The sequence below is a fragment of the Oceanicola sp. 502str15 genome (genome assembly GCF_024105635.1).
Taxonomy (GTDB): Bacteria; Pseudomonadota; Alphaproteobacteria; order Rhodobacterales; family Rhodobacteraceae; genus Vannielia.
The window spans coordinates 2,056,737-2,082,807 of the sequence record NZ_WYDQ01000001.1; the positions used below are offsets into that span (position 1 = coordinate 2,056,737).

At 69.1% G+C, this 26,071-nt stretch carries 25 protein-coding genes; 8 read left to right on the top strand and 17 right to left on the bottom strand.

Translation table 11 applies throughout. The features are described from left to right. Positions 1 to 86 precede the first annotated feature (86 nt). From GTH22_RS09950 to GTH22_RS09975, 6 genes are all read right to left on the bottom strand, one after another. On the bottom strand, positions 87 to 896 hold the full coding sequence (locus GTH22_RS09950; RefSeq protein WP_252945035.1) for an alpha/beta fold hydrolase: 810 nt from the start codon (positions 894 to 896) through the stop codon (positions 87 to 89). Positions 897 to 909: 13 nt separating this feature from the next. Continuing rightward, complete coding sequence (locus GTH22_RS09955) at positions 910 to 1,659, bottom strand: GntR family transcriptional regulator (RefSeq protein WP_252945036.1); 750 nt, start codon at positions 1,657 to 1,659, stop codon at positions 910 to 912. Next, positions 1,656 to 2,618: a D-2-hydroxyacid dehydrogenase family protein gene (locus tag GTH22_RS09960; protein WP_252945037.1), complete on the bottom strand. Its 963-nt coding sequence runs from the start codon at positions 2,616 to 2,618 to the stop codon at positions 1,656 to 1,658. Before GTH22_RS09960 ends, GTH22_RS09955 begins: the two co-directional genes overlap by 4 nt. Positions 2,619 to 2,689: 71 nt before the next feature. Next, on the bottom strand, positions 2,690 to 3,640 hold the full coding sequence (locus GTH22_RS09965) for a tripartite tricarboxylate transporter substrate binding protein (RefSeq protein ID WP_252945038.1): 951 nt from the start codon (positions 3,638 to 3,640) through the stop codon (positions 2,690 to 2,692). Positions 3,641 to 3,747: 107 nt separating this feature from the next. Then, positions 3,748 to 5,319: a tripartite tricarboxylate transporter permease gene (locus tag GTH22_RS09970; RefSeq protein WP_252945039.1), complete on the bottom strand. Its 1,572-nt coding sequence runs from the start codon at positions 5,317 to 5,319 to the stop codon at positions 3,748 to 3,750. Beyond that, positions 5,319 to 5,768, bottom strand: a complete 450-nt coding sequence (locus GTH22_RS09975) for a tripartite tricarboxylate transporter TctB family protein (protein ID WP_252945040.1) — start codon at positions 5,766 to 5,768, stop codon at positions 5,319 to 5,321. The genes GTH22_RS09970 and GTH22_RS09975 overlap by 1 nt, the downstream gene beginning before the upstream one ends. Positions 5,769 to 6,273: 505 nt before the next feature. Between GTH22_RS09975 and GTH22_RS09980 the strand changes: the two genes are divergently transcribed. The 3 genes from GTH22_RS09980 to GTH22_RS22095 all read left to right on the top strand — a co-directional run bounded on the left by GTH22_RS09980 (position 6,274) and on the right by GTH22_RS22095 (position 8,278). Next, positions 6,274 to 7,272 (top strand): nitronate monooxygenase family protein, encoded by a 999-nt coding sequence (locus GTH22_RS09980; protein ID WP_252945041.1) that lies wholly within the window; start codon positions 6,274 to 6,276, stop codon positions 7,270 to 7,272. A 16-nt stretch (positions 7,273 to 7,288) separates the two neighbouring features. Beyond that, positions 7,289 to 8,065: an enoyl-CoA hydratase/isomerase family protein gene (locus tag GTH22_RS09985; RefSeq protein WP_252945042.1), complete on the top strand. Its 777-nt coding sequence runs from the start codon at positions 7,289 to 7,291 to the stop codon at positions 8,063 to 8,065. A gap of 87 nt (positions 8,066 to 8,152) precedes the next feature. Further along, on the top strand, positions 8,153 to 8,278 hold the full coding sequence (locus GTH22_RS22095; RefSeq protein ID WP_256471574.1) for a hypothetical protein: 126 nt from the start codon (positions 8,153 to 8,155) through the stop codon (positions 8,276 to 8,278). Positions 8,279 to 8,314: 36 nt separating this feature from the next. Here GTH22_RS22095 and GTH22_RS09990 read toward each other — a convergent pair whose 3' ends face one another. From GTH22_RS09990 to GTH22_RS10030, 9 genes are all read right to left on the bottom strand, one after another. Beyond that, positions 8,315 to 10,423 carry an acetate--CoA ligase family protein gene (locus GTH22_RS09990; RefSeq protein ID WP_252945043.1) on the bottom strand — a complete coding sequence of 703 codons (2,109 nt, stop codon included), beginning with the start codon at positions 10,421 to 10,423 and terminating at the stop codon, positions 8,315 to 8,317. After that, entirely contained in the window at positions 10,420 to 11,430 is a 1,011-nt protein-coding gene (locus GTH22_RS09995; protein WP_252945044.1) for an acyl-CoA dehydrogenase family protein, read from the bottom strand. Before GTH22_RS09995 ends, GTH22_RS09990 begins: the two co-directional genes overlap by 4 nt. Further along, positions 11,427 to 12,584, bottom strand: coding sequence for an acyl-CoA dehydrogenase family protein (locus tag GTH22_RS10000; protein ID WP_252945045.1), 1,158 nt, complete (start codon positions 12,582 to 12,584; stop codon positions 11,427 to 11,429). Before GTH22_RS10000 ends, GTH22_RS09995 begins: the two co-directional genes overlap by 4 nt. After that, positions 12,581 to 13,468 (bottom strand): MaoC family dehydratase, encoded by an 888-nt coding sequence (locus tag GTH22_RS10005; RefSeq protein WP_252945046.1) that lies wholly within the window; start codon positions 13,466 to 13,468, stop codon positions 12,581 to 12,583. The genes GTH22_RS10000 and GTH22_RS10005 overlap by 4 nt, the downstream gene beginning before the upstream one ends. Before the next feature lie 4 nt (positions 13,469 to 13,472). After that, positions 13,473 to 14,381: an SDR family oxidoreductase gene (locus tag GTH22_RS10010; RefSeq protein WP_252945047.1), complete on the bottom strand. Its 909-nt coding sequence runs from the start codon at positions 14,379 to 14,381 to the stop codon at positions 13,473 to 13,475. 13 nt (positions 14,382 to 14,394) lie between these two features. After that, positions 14,395 to 15,549, bottom strand: coding sequence for an acetyl-CoA acetyltransferase (locus GTH22_RS10015; protein ID WP_252945048.1), 1,155 nt, complete (start codon positions 15,547 to 15,549; stop codon positions 14,395 to 14,397). Beyond that, a complete protein-coding gene (locus tag GTH22_RS10020; protein ID WP_252945049.1) occupies positions 15,546 to 15,929 on the bottom strand; it encodes a Zn-ribbon domain-containing OB-fold protein in 384 nt (127 codons plus the stop codon). The genes GTH22_RS10015 and GTH22_RS10020 overlap by 4 nt, the downstream gene beginning before the upstream one ends. Positions 15,930 to 16,045: 116 nt before the next feature. Then, positions 16,046 to 16,831 (bottom strand): alpha/beta fold hydrolase, encoded by a 786-nt coding sequence (locus tag GTH22_RS10025; RefSeq protein ID WP_252945050.1) that lies wholly within the window; start codon positions 16,829 to 16,831, stop codon positions 16,046 to 16,048. An 88-nt stretch (positions 16,832 to 16,919) separates the two neighbouring features. Further along, entirely contained in the window at positions 16,920 to 17,861 is a 942-nt protein-coding gene (locus GTH22_RS10030; RefSeq protein ID WP_252945051.1) for a LysR substrate-binding domain-containing protein, read from the bottom strand. A gap of 97 nt (positions 17,862 to 17,958) precedes the next feature. On the opposite strand from GTH22_RS10030, the gene GTH22_RS10035 reads away from it, so the two are divergent. The 5 genes from GTH22_RS10035 (at position 17,959) to GTH22_RS10055 (ending at position 25,136) form a co-directional block, all read left to right on the top strand. After that, entirely contained in the window at positions 17,959 to 19,125 is a 1,167-nt protein-coding gene (locus tag GTH22_RS10035; protein WP_252945052.1) for an acyl-CoA dehydrogenase family protein, read from the top strand. Continuing rightward, on the top strand, positions 19,122 to 21,242 hold the full coding sequence (locus tag GTH22_RS10040) for an acetate--CoA ligase family protein (protein WP_252945053.1): 2,121 nt from the start codon (positions 19,122 to 19,124) through the stop codon (positions 21,240 to 21,242). The genes GTH22_RS10035 and GTH22_RS10040 overlap by 4 nt, the downstream gene beginning before the upstream one ends. Further along, complete coding sequence (locus GTH22_RS10045; protein WP_252945054.1) at positions 21,239 to 22,285, top strand: AbrB family transcriptional regulator; 1,047 nt, start codon at positions 21,239 to 21,241, stop codon at positions 22,283 to 22,285. The genes GTH22_RS10040 and GTH22_RS10045 overlap by 4 nt, the downstream gene beginning before the upstream one ends. Positions 22,286 to 22,316: 31 nt before the next feature. Beyond that, positions 22,317 to 23,522, top strand: a complete 1,206-nt coding sequence (locus GTH22_RS10050; protein ID WP_252945055.1) for a CaiB/BaiF CoA-transferase family protein — start codon at positions 22,317 to 22,319, stop codon at positions 23,520 to 23,522. Positions 23,523 to 23,750: 228 nt separating this feature from the next. Then, positions 23,751 to 25,136, top strand: a complete 1,386-nt coding sequence (locus tag GTH22_RS10055; RefSeq protein ID WP_252945056.1) for an MmgE/PrpD family protein — start codon at positions 23,751 to 23,753, stop codon at positions 25,134 to 25,136. Between the two features lie 9 nt (positions 25,137 to 25,145). On the opposite strand, the gene GTH22_RS10060 is transcribed toward GTH22_RS10055, so the two are convergent. Together GTH22_RS10060 and GTH22_RS10065 are read right to left on the bottom strand one after the other, a co-directional pair. Further along, positions 25,146 to 25,361 (bottom strand): hypothetical protein, encoded by a 216-nt coding sequence (locus GTH22_RS10060; RefSeq protein ID WP_252945057.1) that lies wholly within the window; start codon positions 25,359 to 25,361, stop codon positions 25,146 to 25,148. A gap of 32 nt (positions 25,362 to 25,393) precedes the next feature. Further along, complete coding sequence (locus tag GTH22_RS10065) at positions 25,394 to 26,062, bottom strand: hypothetical protein (RefSeq protein ID WP_252945058.1); 669 nt, start codon at positions 26,060 to 26,062, stop codon at positions 25,394 to 25,396. Positions 26,063 to 26,071: the final 9 nt, after the last annotated feature.

Genomic DNA, 26,071 nt, shown 5'->3' on the forward strand with positions numbered 1-26,071 from the left:
CGGTCCTCCGATGCAGCCACGGGTGGGCGCGAGTCATGCGCCACCTCGCCCGGGGACATAAAACAGATTAAGCTATATGTATAGCTTTAAGTGCCGGGCAGCAGCCCCTTCACCCAGTGCAGCATATGTGCCGCCACCTCATCCGGCTTCTCGTCCGGCATCGCGTGGCTCGCCCCGTCGACGGCGATCAGCTCGACGCGCGGCGCAAATTCCCGCAGGTAGAAATCCCGGGCCTCCGGCGCGCGGAACGGGTCCTGCAAACCTACGATGTCAAGGATCGGGGCCCTGCCGCTCGGCCACCAGCTGTCGCGCTCGGTCGCAGCGCGGGCCGCGCGCTGCGCCACCACCAGCTCGGCGTGCCAGCCCTCGAGCCAGGGGCGCGGGTCGTGGCCCTCGGCGAAGAAGCCGCGTTGCAGGGCCGCAAGCCGGTCGGCCTCGGGCATCTCGGGGTCCATCGCCACCTCGATGGCCCTCGACAGGTCGTCGGGCCACTTGCCCCCGCCCGCCGCGAGCAGGATGATCCCGTCCACCAGATCGGGCCGGTCCTGTGCCACCGTCCGGGCGATCCAGCAGCCATAGGCATGCCCCACGATCACCGCCCCGCCCGCACCCGCCTCAGCCTCCAGCGCGGCAGCGGCATCGGCGGCGAGATCGTGAAAGGTGATCCCCTCCAGCGGCCCCCGGCTCTCGCCCGCGCCGCGCGGCCATGGCAGCACCACACGCAGACCGCCCGCCGCCAGCGCCTCGGCCAGATGGGCAAAATCCTCCGGGCCGCGCCCGGTGGAGGCGATCAGACAAAGCGTCGGCGCATCCTCGCCCGACGGCCCCAGCACGCCATAGGCCACCTCTGCCTCCCTGTTGCGAACGGTCTTCATCTCTCCCGGGACGGCGCTCATCGGCTCTCTCCTGTCATTTCAGCTTGAGGCGCAGCTTTGTGCTGTCGCCGCGATAGATGCCGTCGGCCACCAGAACCCGAATGTCGTCATGGTCCACCGCCAGCCGCACCATCCGCGCCATCGGCGCGCCCTGCGGCACCGAAAGCTCGCTGGCCAGGGTCAGATCGGCGGAAAGGATGGTCAGCTCCTGCTGGGCATTGGCAATCGGCCGCCCCGGCAGGTCGGAGACGAGGCGCAGCGCGGTCAGTCGCTCGGCGCTGCCCTCCGGCAGAACCTTGTAAGCGGTCTCGTCGATGTAGACATCCGCCAGCATGAAGGGCGCACCCTCGCGCCAGTAGCGCCGCCGCAAGCGGCGGTATTCCCGCGCAGGCCGTCCCGGCCAGTCTTCCGAGGCCAGAAAATGCGGCGCCGGGCCGAGGTCGTTGGAGAGCACCTCGATGTGGCTCGAATAGCGGGCGTTCAGCAAGGCGCTCCAGTCGGTGCGAATGTCGCACCACAGGTCCTTCTTGGGCGTCTCCCGCACGAAGGTGCCCTTGGCGCGAAAGCGCTCGATCAGCCCTTCCTTCTCGAGAATGTCGAGCGCGCGGCGCACCGTCATCCCGGCGACCCCGCATTCCTCCGCCAGCTCCATCACGGTGGAAATCCGGTGCCCCACCGGCCATTCGCCGGTTTCGATCCGCCGCCGGAAGTGGCCCGCAAGCTGAAGGTAGCGCGACACGGCGCTCTTCCTCAGCGCCGTCGCGGTGGAGGTCTCCGCCGTCATCCCATCACCCGGACGGGCGCGCCGTCGAGCCAGGCCACGATATTCTCGACCGCATCGGCATAGTAAACGCGATAGTTCTCCTCGGTCACATAGCCGATGTGGGGCGTCGGCAGCACGTTGGTCAGCCGCCGGAACGGGTGATCCTGCGGCAGCGGCTCGGTGCCGAAGACGTCGAGCACCGCACCGCCGATCCGGCCCGCCTCGAGCGCGGCGATCAGGGCCGGTTCGTCGACGATCGGGCCGCGCGATGTGTTCACCAGCAGCGCATCGGGCTTCATCAGGGCCAGCAGCTCCGGCGTCACGAAGCCACGCGTTTCGGGCACCAGCGACATCTGGATCATCACCACGTCGCTGGTTTCAAAGAGCTGCTCCAGCGGCAGCGGCATGATCCCCAGCGCCTCGGCGCGGGCGGGCAGGTCGGTACGGGTCCAGCCGGCAACCTTCATCCCGAAGGCCTGGCCGAAGCGGGCGCATTTCGCGCCGAGCTTGCCTAGGCCCAGAATGCCCAGCCGCTTGCCGTCGGCGGAGCGGCCAAGCCCCTGCTGCCACGGCCCGCCATCGCGGAAATTCTGGACCTCGGCGGGAATGTTGCGCAGCGCGGCCAGCATCCCGGCCCAGGCCAGTTCGGCGGCGGGGTTTCCGGCGCTGCGGGTGTGGGTGACCAGCACGCCATGGGCGCGGGCAGCCTCGAGGTCGATGCTGCGATTGCGGGCGCCGGTGGTGATGAGCTGCTTCAGGTCGGGCAACCGCGCGAAGAGGCTCGCGGGAAAGGGCGTGCGCTCGCGCATGGCAACAACCACCTCCACCCCCTGCAGGGCCGCGGCCACCTCCTCCTCACCGCCCAGGTGCGCGCCAAACCGGCGCAGCTCCACCCGCCCCTCCAGAGCGGACCAATCCGCCACGGCGAGGGCGGCGTTCTGGTAGTCGTCAAGGATGGCGCAGACAGGAAGAGAAGACATGAGAACCCGTTCTTGGTCATGAAAGAGCCGGCCGCCCGCAAGCAGGCAGGCGACCGGCAGAGGGAGAACCCTTACTTCGAAATGCCCTGGTCTTCAGCCAGTTTCTTCCAGCTCGTCAGCTCCTGGTCGACCTCGGCGGCAAACCCCTCGGGCGTGCTCTGCTCGAGCGTCCAGTCCAGCGGCGTGACCTTGGCGATGAACTCCTCGTTGCGGAGCACCTCGTTGATGTCGGCGTTGATCTTGGCCACGATCTCGGGATCGGTGCCACCGGGCGCAAAGACGCCAACCCACTGGTGGATCTCGGTCTCCGGGTAGCCCAGTTCGGCGGTCGAGGGCACATCGGGCAGCGCGTCGATCCGGTCGTTGCCGAGCACGGCAAGCACCTTCACCTTGCCGCTGGCAATGTTGTCGCCCGCCGAGCTGACGGAAGAGCCATAGATATCGGCCTCACCGCTCAGGATCGCGACAACGGCAGGGCCGCCGCCCTTGAAGTGCACCACGTCGAAGTTGGCGCCCGACTGTGCGATGAACTGCTCGATGGCAAAGTGGGTCGTGGTGCCAAGGCCGGCCGTGGCGGCGAACTTGGGGTTCTCCTTGCTGTCGGCAACCAGCTCCTCGAGCGTGTCGAACGGCGAGTCGCCCTGGGTGACCAGGATGTAGGACACGTAGCCCACGTTCGCGATCGGCGTCAGGTCGGTGCGCGGGTCAAACGGCAGGTCGGGCTGGATCGCCGGGGCGGTCACGAAGGCCGATGTGGTCACCAGCAGCGTCAGCCCGTCCGGGTTGGCCTGGCTCACCTGCGCAGTGCCCACCATCGAGCCACCACCGGGGCGGTTGTCGATCACCACGGGCTGGCCCCATTTTTCTTCGAGGTAGGGGGCCATGTGGCGGGCGAGAATGTCGGTGTTGCCCGAGGGCGAATAGGGCACCACGATGGACACCGTTCCGCTCGGCCAGTCCTGTGCCGCGAGCGGGCTTGCAAGGCCCGCGGCGATTGCCAGGGCAGTCATCATCTTCTTCATGAGGTCTCCTCCTCTGTTGTGGCGGCCCACCCCTCGTGGACAGGTCGCGCCGGTCTTGTGGGTCCGGCCGGCCCGCCCGCCTCCGCAGGCGGGCACCGGCCCGGTCATCAATTCGTGCCCTCGCGGGCCTCCTCCTCGGCCTGCCCGGGCGCACCGCGCCCGGTCTCCGGTGCCTGCGCACGGGCGCGGCGCTTGTTGCGCAGGGCCTCCGAACTCCAGACACCCCAGATCAGCACCAGCCCGGTGATGGCCATGATCACCGCGCTGATCGGGCGCTCGAAGAACACCGTGAAATCGCCCCGCGCCAAAACCATCGCCCGGCGGAAGTGCTCTTCCATCAGCGGCCCCAGCACGAAGCCCAGCAGCAGCGGAGCGCCCGGAAAGCGGAAGATCCGCATCGCGTAGCCCAGCGCACCGAAGGCGGCGACCATCCAGATGTTCAGCGGCGAGAAGCCCGAGGTATAGGCCCCGATGCAGATGAACATGAGCACCGCCGGGTAGAGCAGATGGTAGGGTATGGTCAGCATCCGCACCCAGAGCCCGATCAGCGGAATGTTCAGCAGCAGCAGGATGATGTTGCCGACCCAGAAGCTCATGATCAGCCCCCAGAACAGCTCCGGCTCGGTGCTGATCAGGTTCGGCCCCGGCGCAACACCGTGGATCATCAGCACGCCCAGCATCAGCGCCATGGTTGCGCTGCCCGGCACCCCGAGCGAAAGCGTGGGAATGAAGGCGGTCTGGTCAGCCGCGTTGTTTGCCGATTCCGGCCCCATGATCCCCTCGATGGCCCCGTTGCCGAAGCGCTCCGGGGTCTTCGAGATCCGCTTTTCCACGGCATAGGAGAGGAAGGCCGCAATCGACGGCCCGGTGCCCGGCAAGGTGCCGAAGAACGAGCCCATCGAGGCGCCCCGCAGCATCGGAAACCACGACCGGCGCACGTCGTCCCGCGTCGGCACGATGGCCTTCAGCTTCACGCTCTCGGGGTCGATGTCCGCCGCGCTCACTCGCCGCACCGACATGATGATCTCGGCCACCCCGAACACGCCCATGGCCAGCGCGATCAGGCTGACGCCCTCCAGCAGCCCGAGGTTGCCGAAGGCAAAGCGCACGGTCGCGGTCTGGGTGTCCATCCCGACAAGCCCGATGACGATGCCGATGGTGACCGAGGCCAACCCCTTGATCGCGGAGCCCTCCGAGATGGTCGAAGAGGCCACCAGCCCCATCAGCATCAGGGCGAAGTATTCGGCCGAGCCGAACCGCAGCGCATAATCCGCGATGATCGGCGTGAAGAGCGTCAGCAGGATGATCCCGAAGGATGCCCCGAAAAAGCTCGCCACGGTCGTCATGAACAGGGCAATGCCTCCGCGGCCCTGTTTGGCCATGGGGTAGCCGTCAAGGCAGGTCACCGCATTGGCGGGCGTGCCGGGCAGGTTGAGCAGGATCGAGGCGGTGGAGCCGCCATAGGTCGTGCCATACCAGATGCCCGCCAGCATGATCAGCGCCGTGGTGGGTTCGAGGTGGAAGGTCAGCGGAAACAGCATCGAGATCGCCGCCAGAACGCCGAGCCCGGGGATCACCCCGACAAGCGTGCCCAGCAGGGCGCCGAGAAAGCAGTAGAACAGGTTCTGCAGCGTGAAGGCGACGCCGAGACCAAGCGCAAGGTTGCTGAAGAAATCCATCAGAAGGGCCACCGCAGGAGGGGGATCTGCAATCCGAGCAGGAACACGAAGACGAAGGGCGCAAACAGGCTGAGCCCGATGCAGCTGATGACAAGGCTGACCGGGCGGATCCTCAGATCGGCCAGCGAAGAGATCACCAGGATCGCGACGATGGCAGGGATCAGCCCGAAGGGCACGATGATCGCGGCGAAGGCGGCAATGCCGCCCAGAATGAACAGCGGCGAAAAGATCCGCACATCGGGCCGCGGCCCGGGGCGTCGCAGCGCCTGAAGCGCCAGCAGCAGCCCGAGCACCACCAGCACCACGCCAAGGCCCGCCGGAAACATCCCGGGGCCCATCCGGCTCGGCGTGCCCATCGGATAGAACGTGACCGATGTGTAGGTCACGGCAACACCGAAGAGGACAAGAAGCGCCCCACCCACGATGTCCACGTAGTCGATCCGGTACATGCAACTCCCTCCCGTTTGCGGCGGCTCCCCAGGTCATCGACCTGCCCCCGACCGCTCTCGGCTTGCCTGCGCCACCCTGCCCCGGAGGTCTCCGGCATCACGGCAGCCCAGTTCGGCCTTCCCTTACAAAAGTCTATGATGTAGCTTTTTGTCAATTGAAAGTTTTTCATCCCGTTGAACCAAGATAAAAAGGGGTTTCAAAAGCTGTCTGCTGTCCTGCCTCCCATGACGAACCGGATCGCGGCGCAACGTGATCTCCCCGGCGCGCCCGTCTTTCGGCCCGCCATCGCATCCCGCCGAAGCCGATTCGAAGGCCGCCGTCGCCGCCCCGCCCCGCGCCTCGTCGTTGGCCCTGTTACTAGCCTGAACCGGGCACCGGGAAGGATGCGGCCGTTCTCACCCAAGCCTAACCTCTGGTTAAAGCTCGGCAGCATTTCCGCACTATGCCCGCCCTCCCCCGGCTGGCACATCAGGGCCAGCCGATACCGCGCCGGAGGACATGCCGATGAATGACAGCACCCCACAGAAGCAAAGCGCCCGCGCCGCCGTCGAGGCGCTGCGTGCCGGGCTGCGTCTGCCGGTTGTCGCGGCCCCGATGTTCCTCGTCTCCAACACCGCGCTGACCACGGCCCTCTGCGCCAGCGGCGTGGTCGGCTCCTTCCCCGCGCTCAATGCCCGCCCGCAAGAAGAGCTTTCCACCTGGCTCGCGGAGATCGAAGCCGCGCGCGATGCGGCCCGCGCCGAAGGCCGGCCCTTTGCGCCCCACGCCGTCAACATCATCCTGCGCAAGACCAACGCCCGGATGGAGGCCGACATCCAGACCTGCATCGCCCATGAGGTGCCCATCCTGATCACCTCGATGAGCGCGCCCGACGAGGTGACGCCGCGCATCCACGCCTACGGCGGGCTGGTGTTTCACGATGTCACGACCGTGCGCCATGCCAAACGTGCGATCAGGGCCGGGGTGGACGGGCTGATCCTTGTCTGCGCCGGCGCGGGCGGGCACGGCGGCCTGCTCAACCCCTTCGCCTTCCTCTCAGAGGTGCGCGGCTTCTGGGATGGCCCCGTCATCCTCGCCGGCGCGCTCACCACCGGCGCGCAGGTGCTCGCCGCCGAGCTTCTGGGCGCCGACCTGTGCTACATCGGCACCCGCTTCATCGCCACCGCCGAAAGCGCCGCGGTCGATCCCTACAAGCAGATGCTCACGGAGGCCGACGCGGGCGACATCATCTACACCCCCTACTTCTCCGGCACCCCCGCCAACTACCTTGGCCCCTCGATTACCCGCGCGGGCCTCGACCTCGACGAGATCAGGCAGCCGGCAGAGGGCACCACCGGCACGCCGGGAGAGCGCCACCTGCGCTGGAAGGACATCTGGGGCGCCGGCCAGGGCGTCGGCCAGATCACCGATGCGCCGCCCGCCGCCGCACTGGTGGACCGCATGGTGGAAGAATACGAAACCGCCCGCGCCGCGTGGCGCGCACGGATGGATCAGGGCCGCTGAGGCCGGGAGGAGAGACATGGCCGAAATCGAATACAGCCGCGAAGGCGCCATCGCCCGCATCACCCTCAACCGCCCCGAGCGCAAGAACGCGCTCGCGGGCGAAATGCGGGTCGAACTGCGCCATGCCTTCGACCGCGCCAACGAAGATGACGAGGTGCGCGTGGTGGTGCTCGACGCCATGGGCGAGACCTTCTGCGCCGGGGCCGACGTCGACAAGATCCAGAAGCGCGATCCGAAGGGCTCACGCAACAATCTGCAATGGAACGGCCACCGGCTGATCCGCGCGATCTACACCACCGAGAAACCGGTGATCGCCTCCGTGCAGGGCGCCTGCGTCGGCCTCGGCCTCTCCATGGCCATGGCCGCCGATTTCATCATCGCCGCCGAGGACGCGCGCTTCTCCTGCATCTTCGCCCGGCGCGGCCTCGCGCCCGACACGGGCGCGGTGTTCTTCCTCACGCGCCTTCTGGGCCAGGCAAGGGCGCGGGAGCTGGTCTATTCCACCCGCTTCTTCTCCGCACCCGAAGCCGCCGACTTCGGCATGGTCAACCGCGTGGTGCCCGCCACCGAGCTGGCCAAGGCCACCCGCGCCTTCGCGCAGGAATATGCCGAGGCCCCCACCTATGCGATCGCCATGGCCAAGAAGATGTTCCAGATGGCCCAATCCCCGAGCCTCGACAGCTTCCTCGAACTCGAAGCCCTGACCCAGCCCGGCGTCCACCAGACCCACGACTTCAACGAGGGCGTCACGGCCTTCCGCGAGAAGCGCGAGGCAAAATTCACCGGGCGGTGACGCAGCCCGGTTCACCGACGCCGCCTCCCCCGCCGTCCCCGATACTTTCAAGGGCGCGGGCGGCAAGCTGATCGGGGTGCACGGCACGTGCGACAGCCGCATCACGGCCATCGACACCACCCGCTGGGTCGAGACCCTGCGCGCCCGCTCTGCGCCTACCCCACCTATGTCACATGGAACGAGGGCAGCCAGAGCTGGGGCTGCGAAGAGTAGGCGCCGCGCCGGGCCTCCAGAGGCCCGGCCACCCCCTCAGCGCGCCGGGATCACCAGCGCGTCGACCCCGATGCAGCCCTCGGGCAGCACGATCATCGGGTTGATCTCGGCTCCCTCCAGCGCCGCGCCCTGTGCGGCGGCAAAGGCCGAAAGCGCCACGATGTTCTCGGCCAGTGCGCCGATATCGGCCTTCTCCGCCCCGCGCGCGCCATCCAGCAGGGCAAACCCCTTCAGGCTGCGGATCATCTCCAGCGCCTCATCGCGCGCCACGGGGGCCGGGCGCATCACCGTGTCCTTCAGCACCTCGGTGTAGATGCCCCCCAGCCCCACCATCACCATCGGCCCGAAGGTGGCATCGCGGTGGGTGCCCAGAATGCACTGCACCCCGCCCGCAACCATCTGGTTCACGCTGACCCCGAGGATCTCCGCTTCGGGCGCGGCGGCGCGGGCCGAGGCCATGATCGCGTCAAAGCCCTCACGCACGGCCTCCGCATCGGCAAGGCCCACTTTCACGCCGCCCACCTCGGACTTGTGCGCAATGTCGGGCGAGCGCACCTTCAGCACCACCGGATAGCCGATTTCCCCGGCCAGGCGCGCCGCCTCCTCCGCGCTTCCCGCCGTTTCCGAGCGGGCAAAGCGCAGGCCCGCGCCCGCAAGAAGCCCGGCCGAAGACACCTCGTCGAGCCGCTCGGGCAGGGCCACCGGCGCAGCCAGCGCCGCGGGTGCAGGCACGGGCGCGCGCAGAACCTCGCCCAGCCGCGCCGCGCCGGAAAACGCCGCCACGCAGGACTCGGGGTTCTCGAAGACCAGAAAGCCCGTCGCCTCGAAGGCCTTGGCGTTTTCGGGGGTCGATTGGGTGCAGATCGCAAACAGCGTTTCGGGATATTGCCGCGTCAGCTTCGTCAGCCCCTCGGCCATGATCTTCGGATCTCGCGGGTTCAGCCCCGCATTGCCGACGAAAAGCATCACCGAGCCGTAGGACTGGCTCGCAAGCATCTGCTCCACCGCGCCCATGAAGATCGTCCGGTCGCCGATGGTCGCGGCCGTGGTGTCCAGCGGGTTCAGCCCCACCGCCAGCGGCAGGCTCTCGCGAATGGTGTCGAAAGCGGCGTCGCTCATCGGCGGCAGGGCCATGCCCTGCTCGATCGCCGCATCGGTCGACATCACGCCGATGCCGCCCGAAACTGTGATGATGGCAAGGTTGCGCCCCTTTGGCAGCACACCGTTGGCGCAGGTGTAGGTCAGCTCCACCAGCTCCGCGAGCGAGCGGCACAGATGCGCGCCCGCCGCCGTCAGCGCCGCGTCGAACACCGCCGCCGAGCCCGCCATCGCACCGGTATGGCTTGCGGCCACATGCTGGCCCGCCTCGGTGCGTCCGGCCTTCAGCACGATCACCGGCTTGCCATTCGCGCGGGCCACTTCCAGCGCCCGCATCAGCCCGGGCCCGTTGCGGCAGGTTTCGAGGTAGACGACAAGCACATCCGTCTCCGGGTCGCCCGCCATCCACTCAAGGCATTCCGAGGCTTCCACGTCAGCCTCGTTTCCGGTCGCCACGAACTTCGAGATGTTCACGCCACGGGTCAGGATCAGGTTCTGGATGTAGCTCCCCACCGCCCCGCTCTGGCTGACCACGCCCACGCGGCCGACCTCGGGGATGCCCCGGTCGAGCGCCGAGGAGAAGGTGGCGAAGATCCTGTCGTTGGTGTTGAACAGCCCCATCGCGTTGGGGCCGAGCAGCCGCGCCCCGCCCGCGCGGATGCGCGCCACCAGCGCCGCCTGTGCCGCGGCGCCCGCCTCGCCCGCTTCGGCAAAGCCTGCCGAGAACATCACGAAGCTCTTCACCCCGGCAGCCAGCCCGTCCTCCACTGCGGCCTCCACCCGGCTGGCGGGCACCGCGAGGATCACCTGGTCCACCTGCTCGGGGATCGCGCTGACCGAGGGGTAGGCCTTCACCCCCTGCACCGTCTCCCGCGTCGGGTTCACCGGGTAGAGCGTCACCGCCGAGCCCGCCTCCGCCATGTAGCGCAGCGGCCGTCCGCCGATCTTGTAGGGGTCGTCCGAGGCCCCCACCAACGCGATGGCGCGGGGCTTGAACATGGCGTCGAGGCCTCCGGCCTCCCGGGTGGGCGTGTCGTGGGCGGTCATGCGGCCTGGTCCTTCCTGTCGGCGTTTGTCAGCACCCGCCCGGTCCGGGCGTAGGCACGGCGAAGCTCGGCCGAGGTGCCAAGCCATGGCACCAGCGCGAGCACGCGTTTGATGTGGGGCGCCAGCGGGCTTTCCTCGGTGATGCCCAGCGCCCCGAACATCTGGATCGCGCCCCGAGCGGTCGCCATCGCGCAGTCGTTCACCCGGGCCTTGGCCCGGCAGGACGCGCGGTCGAGATCATCGGGCGCAAGCCCGCCAGAGGCCCCGGCCAGCGCGCCGTCAAGCACCGCGCGTGCCATAAGCCCCGCGCTGTAGAGGTCCACAGCCTTGTGCTGCAACGCCTGAAACTGCCCGAGGCTCTGCCCGAACTGCTGCCGCGTGCGCAAATGCTCCAGCGTCATCTCCAGCATCACCTCGGCATGGGCCAGCAGCTCTGCGGCCACCACCAGCCGTCCCTCGGCCCGCACCTGCCGCAGCGCCGCCGAAACCGCAGGCCCCTGCGCAAGGCGCTCGGCCTCCACAGCCTCCAACGTGAGCGTTTCAAGCTGCACCCCATCCACGCGGGTCTGCCGCCCGGTCGTGCCCGGCACCGCGCAAAGCGCCTCCCCCGCCACCACCAGATGCACCGCCGCAGGGGGCACGTGGCGCAGCACGCCGCTCAAACCTCCGCCTTCGCCCCCCACCTCGCCCAGCGCGAGCGACACCAGCCGCCCCTCCTCGGCCAGCGCCTGCGACGGGGCGCTGTCGGGCGCCACCAGAGCCAGCATCCGTGCCGCCATGTACGTCGCCGCTACCGGCTCCGCCCGGCAGGCCCGCGCCAGCCCGCCCGCAATCAGTGCGGCGGCATCGACGCCAAACCCAAGGCCCCCCGCCTCCTCCGGCAGGGCGCAGTGCAGCCAGCCCTGCGCGTGGAGCTCCGCCACATGGCCCGGCAGCGCCGGCCCGCGTGCATAGGCGGCCACGCTGTCCGCGATCATCCGTGCGGTATCGTCGTCGAGCGCGGTCATCTTGCGGCCTCCTTGCCAAGCCCCAGCACCCGCCGGGCGAGGATGTTGCGATGAATTTCGTTGGCCCCCGAAAAGATCGCCGGCGCCCGGCTCTCGAACCACGTGAAGGCCGGGGCGGGCTGGCCCGGCACCGGCACCACCTCCTCCACCCCGCCCTGCCCCGCGGCCTCCAGCGTCCATTCGCTGATCCGCTGGAACGCCTCGGTCGCGGTGATCTTCAGCGCCGACACCTCGGTGCCCACCCGGCCCTCGGTGCTGACCAGATCGGCGAAGCTGCGATAGAGATCCTGCCCGTCGAGCACGTCGAACTCCGCCTGCACCAGCCGGTCCTGCCAAAGCCCGTCATCGCCCAGCCCGGCGGCCTCCACCACCGCCTCCAACTCGCCCAGCGCCTTGCGCGCCCGGCGCGGCGATCCGGCCCAGATCCGCTCGAACCCGAGCAGCGAGCGCGCCACCTTCCAGCCGTCGTCCACCGCCCCGAGAATGCATTCGGTGCCCACACTCACCCCGTCAAAGAAGACCTCGCAAAAGTCGTCCTCGCCACCGAGGTTGCGGATCGGGCGCACGGTGATCCCCGGCGTGGCCATGTCGACCAGCACGAAGGTGATGCCGTTCTGCTTGGGCCCCTCGCTGGAGGTGCGGACGAGACAGAAGCAATGGGTCGCGTGATGCGCCGAGGTGGTCCAGATCTTCTGGCCGGTGATGGTGATCGTCCCGCCCTCGATCCGCCCCGCGCAGCGCAGGCTGGCAAGGTCCGACCCCGCCCCCGGCTCCGAATAGCCCTGACACCAGATCTGCTCCCCCGCCGCGATCTTCGGCAGGTAGTCGGCCTTCTGTGCCTCGGTCCCGAAGGCAATGATCGCCGGGCCGAGGTTGCGCACGCCACTGTCATGCAGCCAAGGCGTGCCCGCGGCCTCCATCTCCTCGATGAACACGAGGTGCCGCTCGGGCGTGAGCGCCATGCCGCCCAACTCTGCGGGCCAGCCCGGCGCGATCATCCCCGCCGCATGCAGCGCCTTGTACCACGGCATGGTCACGCCGGGCGGCTGGCGCAGCCGCAAGTGGCGCAGCGCCTCCGGGCAGTTCTGCGCGATGAAGGCCCTCAGATGCGCGCGAAAGCCGGCCTCCGCCATGGCGTTCCAGTCGCGGCTCATGCCGGCACCATGTACTCGGGCGCATCATGCCCCGCGCCGATCAGGCAGCGCCCCGCATCCAGCACCGTCACGTCCCGCGCCTCGACCCTTGCGCGGAACCGGCACAGCCCGTCCTCCCTCCAGATCAAGAAGCGCACGGTCTCGCCCGGAAACACCGGGCGCGAAAAGCGTGCCTCGATCGAGCGCAGCCCGGTCTCGTCATGCTCCAGCACCCCCTCCAGCATCGCCCGCGCCGCCAGCCCCCAGGTGCAGAGCCCATGCAGGATGGGCCGCTCGAACCCCGCCCTTGCGGCATAGTCCGGGTCGATGTGCAGCGGGTTGCGGTCCTTGTTGAGCCGGTAGAGCACCGCCGCCTCGGGCCGGGTCTCGATATCGACCACCACGTCGGGCGCGCGCTCCGGCAGCGGCTCGGCCTTCGGCACGGTGCCGAACTCGCGGCCAAAGCCGCCGTCGGCGCGGCAGAAGGTGCTGTGCAGAATGCTCGCCACCGGGTCGCCGCCGGCGCGGTCATAGAGGGTGCGCGCGGCGTGGATCAGCGCCCCCTTCTCGCCCTTGTCCTGCACCGCATGCACACGCGCACGCGCCACGAGGTCGCCCTCGGGCGGCAACGGTTTGTGCAAAAACACCCGCTGCTCGCCATGCACCGTCTTCGTCAGCGTCACCCCCAGCTCGGGCGCCGCCGTCCAGCGGCCCGGGTGGCAGAGGATGGCGGCAAAGGTGGGCACCGCCGCCAGCTCCTTCTCGTAGACAAACCGCAACTGTCCCGCGCTGAGCGGGTCCTGCCCGAAGCCGAGCGTGGCGGCATAAAGCATGGTCTGGTCAGCCGTGTAGCGCTGCTCCAGCAGCGGAAACTCCCAGCCTTCGAGCGCATCGACATTCAGCATCGGCTCAGATCGCCTCCCACGGAAACACGTCCTTGGTGCGCTCGGCGGGCGTGAAGTTTGCCTTGAACGCGCCGGGCAGCGTGTCGGCCAGCTTCTCCACCGTCCAGCCATCGGCCCGGTGCAGGGTGCGGACCGGACGCGGCTGGTTGTAGAGATACACCTCGTTGCCCCGCGCCCCGAAGATCTGGCCGGTCACCTCCTTCGCCCCCTCCGAGCAGAGAAACGCCGCCAGCGGCGCGATCTGATCGGGGCTGGTCGTGCGCCGCCGCTTCTCCTGCTCCTCCTCCGAGCGGCCCGGCACGCTCTCGATCATGCGGCTGAAGGCATGGGGCGCGATGCAGTTCGAGCGCACCCCGAAGCGGGCCATGTCGAGCGAGATCGACCGGCTCAGGCCGACGATCCCCATCTTGGCCGCCGCGTAATTTGCCTGCCCGACCGAGCCGATCAGCGCCGCGGTCGAGGTCATGAACACCAGCGCCCCGCCCTCTTGCGCCCGAAACTGCGGCGCGCAGGCCGAGGCGATGTTGAAGGCCCCGAAGAGATGCACCCGCAACACCCGCTCGAAGTCCTCGGGCTGCATCTTGTGAAAGATCGAGTCCCGCAGGATGCCCGCCGAGTGGATCGCCCCGTCGATCCGCCCGAAGCTCTCCATCGCCGCGCCCACGATCTTCTGCGCACCCTCATGCTCGGCCACGCTGTCGCCGCAGGCCACCGCACGGCCCCCGGCCGCTTCGATCTCCGCCACGACCTCCTGCGCCGGGGAAGAGTCCAGCCCCTCCCCGTCCAGCGTCGCGCCGATGTCGTTCACGACCACGGCCGCCCCCTCCGCGGCGAGGCAGAGGGCAATCCCCTTGCCCACCCCGCGCCCCGCGCCGGTGACCGCGATGACCTTGCCTTCGAGTTGCTTGCTCATGTGCTCTTCCATTTCAGAGTGTCGCTTCGGTGCCGAGCACCAGTGTCGCCTGGGCCGCCAGAACGCCGCCGTTGCCATGGGCAATCGCCGTCTCGGCACCCTCCACCTGCCGCGCGCCGCAGGTTCCGCGCAGTTGTCGCGTCGCCTCGATCATCAGGAACAGGCCGAACATGCCCGGATGGCAGTAGGACAGCCCCCCGCCGCTGGTGTTCACCGGCAATCGCCCGCCCGGGGCAATGCCGCCCTCGCGCACAAAGGCCCCGCCCTCGCCCTTGGCGCAGAAGCCGAGGTCTTCCAGAAACAGCAGCGTAGTGATGGTGAAGGCATCGTAGAGCTGGGCCACGTCCATGTCCTGCGCCCCCAGCCCGGCCATCGCATAGGCCTGCGCGCCCGAGGCCTTCGCCCCGGTTTCGGTGAGGTCGGGCATGTTGGTGATCGCATGATGCGGCTGGGCCTCGCCGTGGCCGAGCAGGTAGACCGGCTTCTGCTTGAGCGATTTCGCCCGCTCGGCCCGCACCATCACCACCGCCCCGCCGCCATCGGTGACAAGGCAGCAGTCCTTCACCCCGAGCGGGGTCGAGATCATCGGCGCGTTCAGCACGTCCTCCACCGTCAGGTCGCGCTGGTCGAAGGCGACCGGGTTCATCTTGGCCCATGCCCGCGCCGCAACGGCGATCTCCGCAAGGTCTTCGCGCCGGGTTCCGTATTCCGCCATGTGCCGGCTCGCCGCCAGCGCGTAACCGGTGATCGGCAGGCGCGGGCGAAAAGGCGCGTCGTAGTCGTTCAGGTCGCGCTGCGGCGTGAACTTGCCGCGCTGGCTGCGCTGGGTGGAGCCATAGGCAATCACCGCCACGTCGCAGGCGCCCGCTTCCAGCGCCAGCGCCGCATGGGCCGCCAGCGCCTCGAAGCTCGACCCGCCGGTAAAGCTGCTGTCCATGTAGCGCGGCGCGATCCCGAGGTATTCGCACATGCTGATGGTGGGCATCCTGAGCTGGCTCGCCGCCAGAAACAGCCCGTCGACATCGCCCAGCGTCAGCCCGGCATCGTCGAGCGCCCGCACGATCCCCTGCGCCATAAGGTCCTGCGGCGTGACACCCTCGGCCACCTTGCCAAGGTCGCTCTCGGCCACACCGACGATGGCCGTTCCGCCCCGCGTCGTCCCGCTCATCGGCCCGGCTCCATGTCAAACACCGGCACGGGCGGCGCCTCGCCCTCACCCGCCTCGAAGCGCAGCACCACGCGGCGCCCGATCTCCGAAGGCGCGCCATCGGCGCCCTCGACCCGGCTCATCATCCGAAACCCCTCGTCCATGTCGATCAGCGCGACGGTATAGGGCGCGCCCTTCACGGGGTGCGTCAGGGTGATCGAATGGATCACGCCCCGCCCCGCGCTCACCCGCCACTCCAGCGGCGCGCGCCCGCCGAAGGGGCACAGCAGCCGCGGCTGCCACACCGCGCGCCCCGCATCGGGGCTCCACTGGTAGGCCAGCTTGCCATCGCGGGCATGGGCTTCCCATGCCGCGCGGGGGGATTGCTCAATCTCGTTCATACGTCCTCCGATAGCCGCAACGGCATGCGCCGCGCCGGGCTATTCCCTTTCCGCGATCATTGCCGCGGGCCCCTCCGGTCACAACTTGGAAACCGTCACCGTGACATAATCAGCGGTTAGCCTAACTGCCGCTCGAGAAACCCGATCAGCGCCGCGTCAAAGCCCTCCGGGTTCTCGATGTTCACCGCGTGCCCGCCGTCGATGTCGGCAATCTCCATCCCGGGCCAGGCCGCGGCCAGCTCGTCCCGGCAGGGCTGAAACGCCCGCTCGTGCCGCCCGTTGATCAGCAGCGTGGGCCGCTGCGGCCTTGCATCGCGCCCGTAGAGGGACAGCGCCGGCGCCGTCTCCCCGATCAGCCGCAGGTATGTTTCAATCTCGATCCCGTCCGCCTCCTGCGACAGCACGGTCTTGATCGGCTCGGGAAAGCGCTTCGCATGGCGCGGGTGAAACACCTCGCGCCCCATCGCCTCCCGCCCACCGGCGCGGATGCGCGCGATCCGCCCCTCCCGCAACTCGGTCTCCTGTGCCCCGAAGGCATCGCGGAAGGTGGTGCGCGAATTGGTAAAAGCCTGCGCCGCAACCCGCTCTGGATGAGCCAGCCCATAGTGCAGCGTCACCCCGGCACCAAAGCTCTGCCCGCAAAGGCACCAGCGCGCCACGCCAAGGGCCTCGCGGATCCGCTCCAACTCGGAGACCAACGCCTCGGGCGTGGCTTCGTCGGACGCCGCGAGAGGCGGCGAGGCCCCGTGGCCGGGCAGGTCCACCAGCACCAGCGGAAAGCGCGCCGCCAGTGCCGTGCGGTTCAGGTCCCACATCCGGCGGCTGGCAAACATCCCGTGCAGCAGCACCAGCGGAACGCCGTCGCCCGGGTCTCCGACCAGTTCATGAAACATCCGGGGCATCTGCTCGTCCTCTCCAGCCTCGCCGCACCCTAGCCCCCTGCGCGCGGCGGTTTGACCATGGCCGAAGTCATGCAACGCAAACCTCCGGTCAGCCCCCTGCCGCCCCGGTCCCGGCCCTTTTCCTCTTGAAGAACGCTCGCGGCTCGCCCGAGGTGTCGAGCAGCCAGTCGATGAAATGCTTGGTCTTGGTGGAGACCGATTTCATCGTCGGCCAGATCACGTGAAAGGCCGCGCCCGTCGTCACCGGCTTGCCGAAGGGGCAGATCAGCTTGCCCGCCTCCAGCTCCTTGGCCAGCAGGTCCACCTGCCCCATCGCCAGCCCGAACCCGTGCTCGGCGGCCTGATAGACCAGCAGCGAGCTGTCGAACTCCTGCCCGCTGAGGTGGCTCAGGTCCATCTCCGCCTGGGCCGACCAGATGTCCCACTCCTTGCGCCGGTACTTGGCATGCAGCAGCTCCGCCCCGTCCACGTCCTCCGCCGCAGCAAACCCGCCCCGCGCCTCGGCGTAGCCGGGGCTGCACACCACGTCGACCCGCTCGTCAAAGAGCTTGCGGCTCTTGGCATCTCGCCAGTTGCCATGCCCCAGCTGGATCGCCACATCCAGATGGGTGCCCCGAAAGTCCAGCGGCTCCACCGTGGTATCCAGCCGAAAGCGATACTCGGGGTAGAGCGCCTGAAACGCCCCCAGCCGGGGCAGCAACCAGTGCTGCGCGAAGGTCGGGTAGATCCTGAGCTTGATGGTGTTCTCACTCTCCTCCGACAGCACGCCATGGGTGGCCCGCTCCAGCTCCTCGAACAGCACGCTCACCTCCCCGCCCAACGTCCGCCCCACATCCGTCAGCTTGACCGAGCGCGCGCCCCGCACGAAGAGCTTCACCCCAAGGTAATCCTCCAGTGTCGAGATCTGTCGGCTGATGGCAACCTGGCTCACACCCATGTATCTTGCGGCGGAGGTAAAGGTCTTGTGCTGCGAGGCAACCGCGAAGGCCCTGAGCGGATTGAGCGGCAGATCTCGATATCGGCGATCCATAAGCGGAGGTTTCCCTTGTCCGACCAGAATGGCGGTATTGTCCCTGTGCCGGATGTTTAGACTGCCTCGGAGATGATGTGAATTGGATGCCCGCCCGATGGATTTCAACCTGACCGCCGAACAGCAAATGTTCTACGACACCGTGCGCCGTTTCGCCGAGGCCGAACTGGCCGAGGGCGCCGCCGCGCGGGCCAATGCCGAGAGCTACCCCTGGGACGTGGCCGCCAGGTTCGCCGAGATGGGTCTGCTCGGCATCACCATCCCCGAGGCCGACGGCGGCATCGGCGGCGGGCTGGTCAACGCCATCCTCGCGATCCAGGCCGTGGCCGAGGTCTGTCCCCGCTCGGGCGACGTGATCCAGGCCGCCAACTTCGGCCCGGTGCGCACCTTCGCAGAATTCGCCACACCCGAGCAGAAAGAGCGCTACCTCGGCAAGATCCTCGCCGGCAAGGCCTTGATCTCGCTCGGAATGACAGAGCCCGAAGCCGGCTCTGCCGTCACCGACCTGCGCACCTCCGCCACCCCCGACGGCGAGGGCTTTCGGGTGAACGGCACCAAGATCTTCGGCACCCATTCGTCCGAGGCCGAGGTCTTCCTCGTTTACCTCCGCTACGGCCCCGGCGTCGGCGGCATCGGCTCGGTCCTGATCGAGAAGGGCACCCCCGGCTTCACCATCGGCAAGCCCTCCACCTTCATGAACGGCGAAACATGGTCGCAGCTATACTTCGACAATGTCTACGTCCCCCCCGAAAATGTCCTGCTCGGCGCAGGTGGCTTCAAGAAGCAGATCGCGGGCTTCAACGTCGAGCGGCTGGGCAACTCCGCCCGCGCCCTCGCGGTCGGCCGCCATGCCTTTAACCTCGCCCGTGACCACGCCGCCCAGCGCCAGCAGTTCGGCCGGGCGCTCTGCGAGTTCCAGGGCCTGCAATGGAAGTTCGCCGAGATGACCGTGAAGCTCGAGGCCGCGAGCCTCCTGCTGATGCGCGCCGCCGTGGCCGGTGAGGAGGGCCTGCCCTCGGCCCAGGATACCGCCATCGCCAAGCTCGCCTGCAACGAGGCCGGGTTCTTCGCCGCCAACGAGGCGGTGCAGATCCTCGGCGGCCTCGGCTTTTCCGAAGAGAGCACCGCCCAATATGCCCTGCGCCGCACCCGCGGCTGGATGATCGCCGGCGGCTCCATCGAGATCCTCAAGAACCGCATCGCCGAGGGCGTCTTCGACCGCCGCTTCTCGCAGCGCGCGCCCCGGGCCATGGCCGCCGAATGATGGGACGGCCCGAGGCAGAGTTCCTGAAGGCCCTCACCGCGCCCCGCACGGTGGCGCTCGTCGGCGCGTCGTCCAACCCCAAAAAGCTCACCGCCCGCCCGCTGACCTTCCTGCGCCAGCACGGGTTTCAGGGCCGGATCATCCCGGTGAACCCCGGCAGCGCCGAGGTCATGGGCCTGCCCGCCGCGCCCTCCGTCACCGAGATCCACGAGCCGGTCGATCACGCCTATATCCTGCTCGATGCCGACCCCGCGCTGACCGCGCTCGAACACTGCGCAACGAAAGGCGTCGCCGTCGTCTCCATGCTGGCCGACGGCTTCGCCGAGGCCGGCCCCGAGGGCCTTGCCCGGCAGGACCGCGCCGCCGCCATCGCGCGTGACGCCGGCATCCTGCTGATCGGCCCCAATTCCACCGGCACCGTGTCGACCGCCTCCGGCTTTGCCTGCACCACCAACGCCGCCTTCGCCACGCCCTCCATCACTCGCGGCCATACCGCCGTGCTGTCGCAGAGCGGCAGCGTCATCGGCACCCTGCTGTCGCGCGGGCAGGAGCGGGGCCACGGCTTCTCCACCCTCGTCTCCCTCGGCAACGAGGCCCGCACCGGCGTCGGCACCCTCGGCCAACTCCTGCTCGACGACCCCGACACCCACGCCTTCCAGCTCTTCCTCGAAACCATCCGCGACGCCGAGGCGCTCGAGGTCTTCGCCCGCGCCGCAGCCCGGCGCGGCAAGCCCGTGGTGGCCTACATGATCGGCGCCTCCGACGAGGGCCGCCAGCTCGCCGTCTCGCATACCGGCGCCCTCACCGGCGGCCGCGCCGCCGTCTCCGCCTTCCTGCGCGAGATCGGCATTCACGAGGCGCAGCAGTTCGACACGCTCATCGAAGCGCCCCGCGCCCTCTCCCGCGCGCGCCTGCCCGAAGGCCGCCCGCGCCGGGCCACGGTCATTTCCACCACCGGCGGCGGCGGCGCCATGGTCATCGACCAGCTCGCCGCCCGCGGGGTCGAAATCGGCGGGCTGAGCGAGGCCGCCCGCGCAGAACTGTCCGCCCGCAACATCCCCCTCGGCCACGGCAAGCTCGTCGATGTCACCCTCGCCGGCACCAAGTACGAAACCATGCGCGCCGTGGTCGACCGCCTGATCCGCGACCCCGAAACCGGCGTGCTGGTGGTGGCCGTCGGCTCCTCGGCCCAGTTCAACCCCGAGCTTGCGGTGGCCCCCATCGTCGATGCGGTCAAGGACGCCCCCGAAGGCGCGGCCCCGGTGATGGGCTTCCCCCTGCCCCATGCCCCCGAAAGCCTCGCCCTGCTCGACGCCGCCGGCATCCCGAACTTCCGCAACCTCGAAACCTGCGCCGAAACCACCGCCCTCCTGCTGCGCGCCCCTCCCGCGCCAAAGGCCCGCCCCGAACCCCTGCCCCCTGCCCTCACGCAGCAGCTCGCCACCCTCCCCGGCGGCTTGCAGTCCGAGGCCACTTCCGGCGCCCTTTTCGAGAGCCTCGGCCTCGCCCGCCCCCAAACCCTCCTGCTCGGCCCCGATGCGCCGCTCCCCGAGCCGCTCGGCCTCACCTTCCCCCTCGTGGCCAAGCTGGTCTCCCCCGACCTGCCCCACAAATCCGAGGCCGGGGCCGTCGCGCTCAACATCGCCACCCCCGAAGCGCTCGCCTCCGCCATCACCCGCATGAAGGCCGCCGCCGAGGCCCACGCCCCGGGCTACCGTCTGCACGGCGTGCTGGTGCAGGAAATGCGCCCCGGTCTCGGCGAGGCGATCATCGGCCTCACCCGCGACCCGCTGGTCGGCCCCGTCGTGACCGTCGGCGCGGGCGGCGTGCTGACCGAGATCTACCGCGACAGCGCCACCCGCTGCGCACCCGTCACCTTGGGCACCGCCCGCGAGATGGTCGGCGCCGTGAAGGGCTTTGCGCCGCTGCGCGGCTATCGCGGCTCTGCCGAAGGCGACCTCGAAGCCCTCGCCCGGGCCGTGGCCACCTTCTCCCGCCTCGCCCTCGCACCCGCCATCGAGGAGGCCGAGGTGAACCCGGTCGCAATCCTCGCGCCCGGCGCAGGCGTGGTGATGCTCGATGCCCTGATCCGCCTCCGAGAGGATGCCGCCACTTGAAGTCTCTAAGCGCGCTCGCCGCCCTCTACGCGGCTTCCGGGATCGCGGGGCTGGTCTTCAGCCTGATCGGGATGCCGCTGCCCTGGATGATCGGCCCCCTGATCGCAACCGGCCTCCTCACGGCGACCGGCACCCTCGTCGTGCGCGTCCCGATTCAAACCCGCCCCTTCGGCCAGATCACCGTGGCCACCTTCGTCGGCGCGCATTTCACCCCGGCCGCCTTCCACGCGCTGCTGCAAACCGCCCCGCTGCTGATCTTCGTGAGCCTCTTCATCATCGCCGCCTCGGTGGTGGTGAGCATCGTCCAGCGGCGGCTCTACGGCACCGACGGCGTCACCGCCTTTCTCTCCGTCGTCCCCACCTCCCCCGTCGAGGCAGGGGTGCTGGCGGAACACCACCGTGTCGCGCCCGCCCCGGTGATCTTTGCCCAGACCATGCGGATCGCCCTCGTCGTCACGATCTTCCCGCTGATGCTCTACCTCGCGGGCGACACCTCCGCCGCGCTGCCCCCGCCCGAGGTCGATCACGGCCTCGTCGCCTTCTGCGTCACCCTCGCCGGCGCAATCGCCGGCCCGTTCCTGTTCAAGCTGCTGCGCCTGAACAACCCCTTCTTCCTCGGCCCGCTCTTCATGGCCGCCGCCCTCTCGGCCCTGGGTCAGCCCGCCTTCGACATCCCCCAACCGGTGCTGGCGCTGGCCCAGGTCGTGCTCGGCACCTGGCTCGGCTCCTGCTTCACCCGCCGCACCTTCACCGAGCGCAAGAGCCTCGTAAGCTCGGTGCTCGTGACCTCCGCACTGCTGCTCGTGCTCTGCGTGTTCGGGGCCTGGCTGGCCAGCCGCGTGTTCGGCGCCATCTTCCCCACCATGGTCCTCGGCTTCGCGCCCGGCGGCACCACCGAAATGGCGCTCACCGCGGGCATACTCGGCCAGGACGTCGCCCTCGTGACGGCCATGCACCTCGCCCGCATCTTCGTCATCATGCCCAACCTGCAATGGCTCACCCGGCTCACCAGCCGCGCGGGCCGCAAGAACGACGCCCCCTGAGGCGCCGACACACCAAACAGGAGACACCCCCATGCCCCGCGCTTTTGAAGGCCTCAAGGTCATCGACGCCACCCACGTCCTCGCCGGCCCCTTCGCCGCCTACCAGCTCGCCGTGCTCGGCGCCGACGTCATCAAGATCGACCGCCCCGACGACCCCGACCAGGTCCGCCAGCAAGGCCCCGACAAGGAGCTGAACGCCGCCAGCATGGGCACCACCTACCTCGCCCAGGGCGCCAACAAGCGCTCCATCGGCCTCGACCTCAAGACCGAAGGCGGGCAGGAGGTGCTGAAGGCCCTGCTGAAAGACGCCGATGTCTTCGTGCAAAACTACCGCCCCGGCGCGCTGGAGGCGCTTGGCCTCGGCTACGACGAGATCAGCAAGCTGAACCCCAAGCTCGTCTACTGCTCGGTCTCCGCCTTCGGCCGCGAGGGCCCGCGCGGCGAGGAAACCGGCTACGATTTCGTCTTCCAGGCCGTCGCCGGCCTCATGGCCCTCACCGGCACCGAAGACAGCGCACCGCTGAAAACCGGAGCACCCGTGGTTGATTACGCCACCGGCTACATGACCGCCTTCGCCATCTCCGCCGCGCTCTTCCAGCGCAGCCAGACCGGTCGCGGCCAGCACGTCGATCTCGCCATGTTCGACGCCACGCTGATGCTCATGAGCACCCATATCGCGGCCCTCAACATCGGCGGCAAACCCCCGAAGCCGGAGGGCAACCGCTTCGCCCTCGCCGGCATCGGCGCCTATGAAACCGCCGATGGCCTGCTCATGCTGGGCGCTGCCAACATGCGCCAGCAGAAACGCCTCTGGGAAGCGCTGGAGCGGCCCGACATGATCAAGGCCACCAACGCCGAACGTCTCGAAAGCCACGCCGCCGAGGAAGCCGTGCTGAAGGAGGTCTTCCTTACCCGCACCGCCGACGACTGGCAGGACTTCCTGCGCCGGCATCAGGTGCCCGCGGGCCGGATCCGCTCCATGGAAGAGGCGCTGGCAGACCCCCAGCTCGCCACCCGCGGCCTCCTCCAGGACACGCCCGCCCCCCTCGGCCGCGAAGGCACCCACAAGGTGCCCGTCGCGCCCTTCCTGATGTCCGAGGGCAACCCGAGCATCGAACGCCCCGCGCCCGTCATCGGTGAGCACACCGACGAGGTTCTGGCAGCCGCAGGATTCACCGCCGATGAGATCGAAGCCCTGATCGCCTCGGGCGCCGCCAGCCGCCGCACCGTGGGATAACCAGCCTGGATATCCCTCCGCGTCGGCAACCGTCACAACCGGCGCCCCGGCAACTGCATCCATGCCCCCTTTTCTCTCCCGCCCCGCGTTGGCACCGGGCGGGCGGGGGCGTAGAAGGCGGGGGACGGCACCCAACGTGCCCCCCTCTCCACCGCGCCGGATCTCCCGCTGTCTCCCTCCCACAGCGGCCCGCGCGCCAGCCCGCAGCAGAAGGCACAGGACCGCGCCATGTCACCCACCTCCCCCGGCCCCTCCCACGCCCTCGCGGGCTTTGCCCACGGCCTGCGCTTCGATGATATCCCCGCCCCCGTGCTGGAGCGCGCCCGCATCCACATTCTCGACGCGCTCGGCATCGGCCTTGCCTCCACCACCTTCCCCTTCTCCCGCGCCACGCTGACGGCGGTCGAGGCGCTCAGCGGCGGTGGCGGCGCGCGCATCATCGGCACGGCGCAAACCGCCGCCCCGCGTGACGCGGCCCTCGCCAACGGCGTCCTGATCCATGGGCTCGACTACGACGACACCCACCTTCAGGCCATCGTCCACCCCACCGCCGCCGTCCTGCCCGCCGTGCTGGCCGTGGCCGAGCAGCGCGGGCTGTCGGGGCGCGAGGCGCTCGCGGCCTATTGCGTCGGCATGGAAAGCACCGTCCGGCTCGGCACCGCCATCGCGGGCGGGTTCCACCACACCGGCTTTCACGGCACCGGCGTCTTCGGCCATTTCGCCGCCGCCCTCGTGGCCGGGCGGCTGATGGGCGCGGCGCCTGCCGATCACGTCAACGCACTCGGCATCGCCGCCAGCACCGCCTCGGGGGTGCAGCTCTACCTCGAGGAAGGCGCAGGCACCAAGCGGCTCCACCCGGGCTGGGCCGCCAGCGCCGGGATCACCGCCGCCACCCTCGCCCGGCACGGCTTCATCGGCCCCAGCCGCGCCCTCGAAGGGCGCTTCGGCCTGTTCGAAACCCACCTCCACAGCCATGCCGCCAATGTCGACCTGCGCGCCCTCACCACCGGCCTCGGCAGCGAGTGGATGATGGAGCAGACCGCGCTCAAGCCCTACCCCGTCTGCCATTACATCCATGGCGCAGCCGATGCCGCGGGCGAGATCTTCGCCCGCCTCGACGGGGCCGCCATCGCCTCTGTCGACATCCTCCTGCCGCAGGAAACCATGGGCACCGTCGCCGATCCCATCGCGCAGAAGCGGGCCGTCTCCAATGCCTACGAGGCCCAGTTCTCGGCCCCCTTCGTGATCGCCGCGATGCTGCTGAACGGTCGCTTCGGCCTTCAGGATCTCTCCGACGAGGCCCTCGCCAATCCCCGGACCCGCGCCCTCGCCGCACGCTGCACCTGCGTGACGGACCCGCAAAGCCGCTTTCCAGCCTACTTTTCCGGCGGCGTTCGGGTCACGCTGGAAAGCGGCGAAACCCTGAGCGCCCATGTGCCGATCAACAACGGGGCGGGGCCGCGCAGGCTCTCGCTCGAGGCGGCGAGGCAAAAGTTCATGGAAAACGCCGGTCTCGCCGTGTCCCCCGACCGGGCGCAGGCACTGGCCGAGGCCGTGGCCCAGATCGAGACCCAGCCGCTCTCCACCCTGATGGAATTGCTTACCGCGCCCTGATCCGCGCCCTTACCCGGTGCGGTCCCTGCCCTTCGTCGCAGGCCGCGCAAACCGATGCCAGAGCCAGCCCAGAAGGGCCGCATTCACGAAGAACAGCGCCACCAGCACGAGGATCAGAAAACCGCCCGAGAGCAGGCCGGTCAGCAGGCTGGCCTGTAGAAAGGCGACCAAAAGCGCCAGCGGCGGCAGGCTCCAGCCGATCAGGCCGTCAAGCAGGCGTCGCATCGCAGGCTCCCTGCCGCACGCGCCGCCCGCCCCTACTCGCGCAGGTAATCCCAGGCATCCTCTGCCGTCTCGCGCACCGCGTCCCAGCCTTCGTCCGACAGGATCTCCTGCTCGAGGTAGGTGTTGCGCATCTCCGGCCCGGCCCCGACCCTGACGGTCACGTCAAACCCCGCGCCGCCCCGGGCGATCAGGCCAAACCCGCGGCGCAACAGCCAGCCGCCGCTGCGCACCGCCTCCTTCAGCGCCCGCCGGCCAAGCGCCTCGGCGGCCCCCTGCCCGGGCAGGTCGCCCGATTTCACCGCGATGTAGTAGAGACTGCCCCAGATCGGCCGCGTCGGCGTGCCGCCGCCGCCCACGTCAAGGCTGTGCCGGATATGGCGTGTCTGGCCCAGAAACACGCTCTCCACCTGCATGTTCCACCCCGCATCGGGGTAGTAGATGTAGAGCACCCCGGTCGCCATGTTGTTGACCCCGAGGCCCCGAATGTCGAACCGCGCCTCCACCGGGTTGCCGGTCGAAAAGATCGGCGCGGTGCCCACGGCGTAATTCTTGATGTCGCGCAGCTGGATCCCGTCCGCATCCCGCCCCGCCCCGCCCGAACGGCGCTCGGCCAGAAACTCCTCCCAATCCGATGTCTGGGAAAAGTCGAAATCGGTCTTGGACAGGAAGGCGTCCAGTTCTTCTCGGGTAAATTCAACCATTGCCTCGCC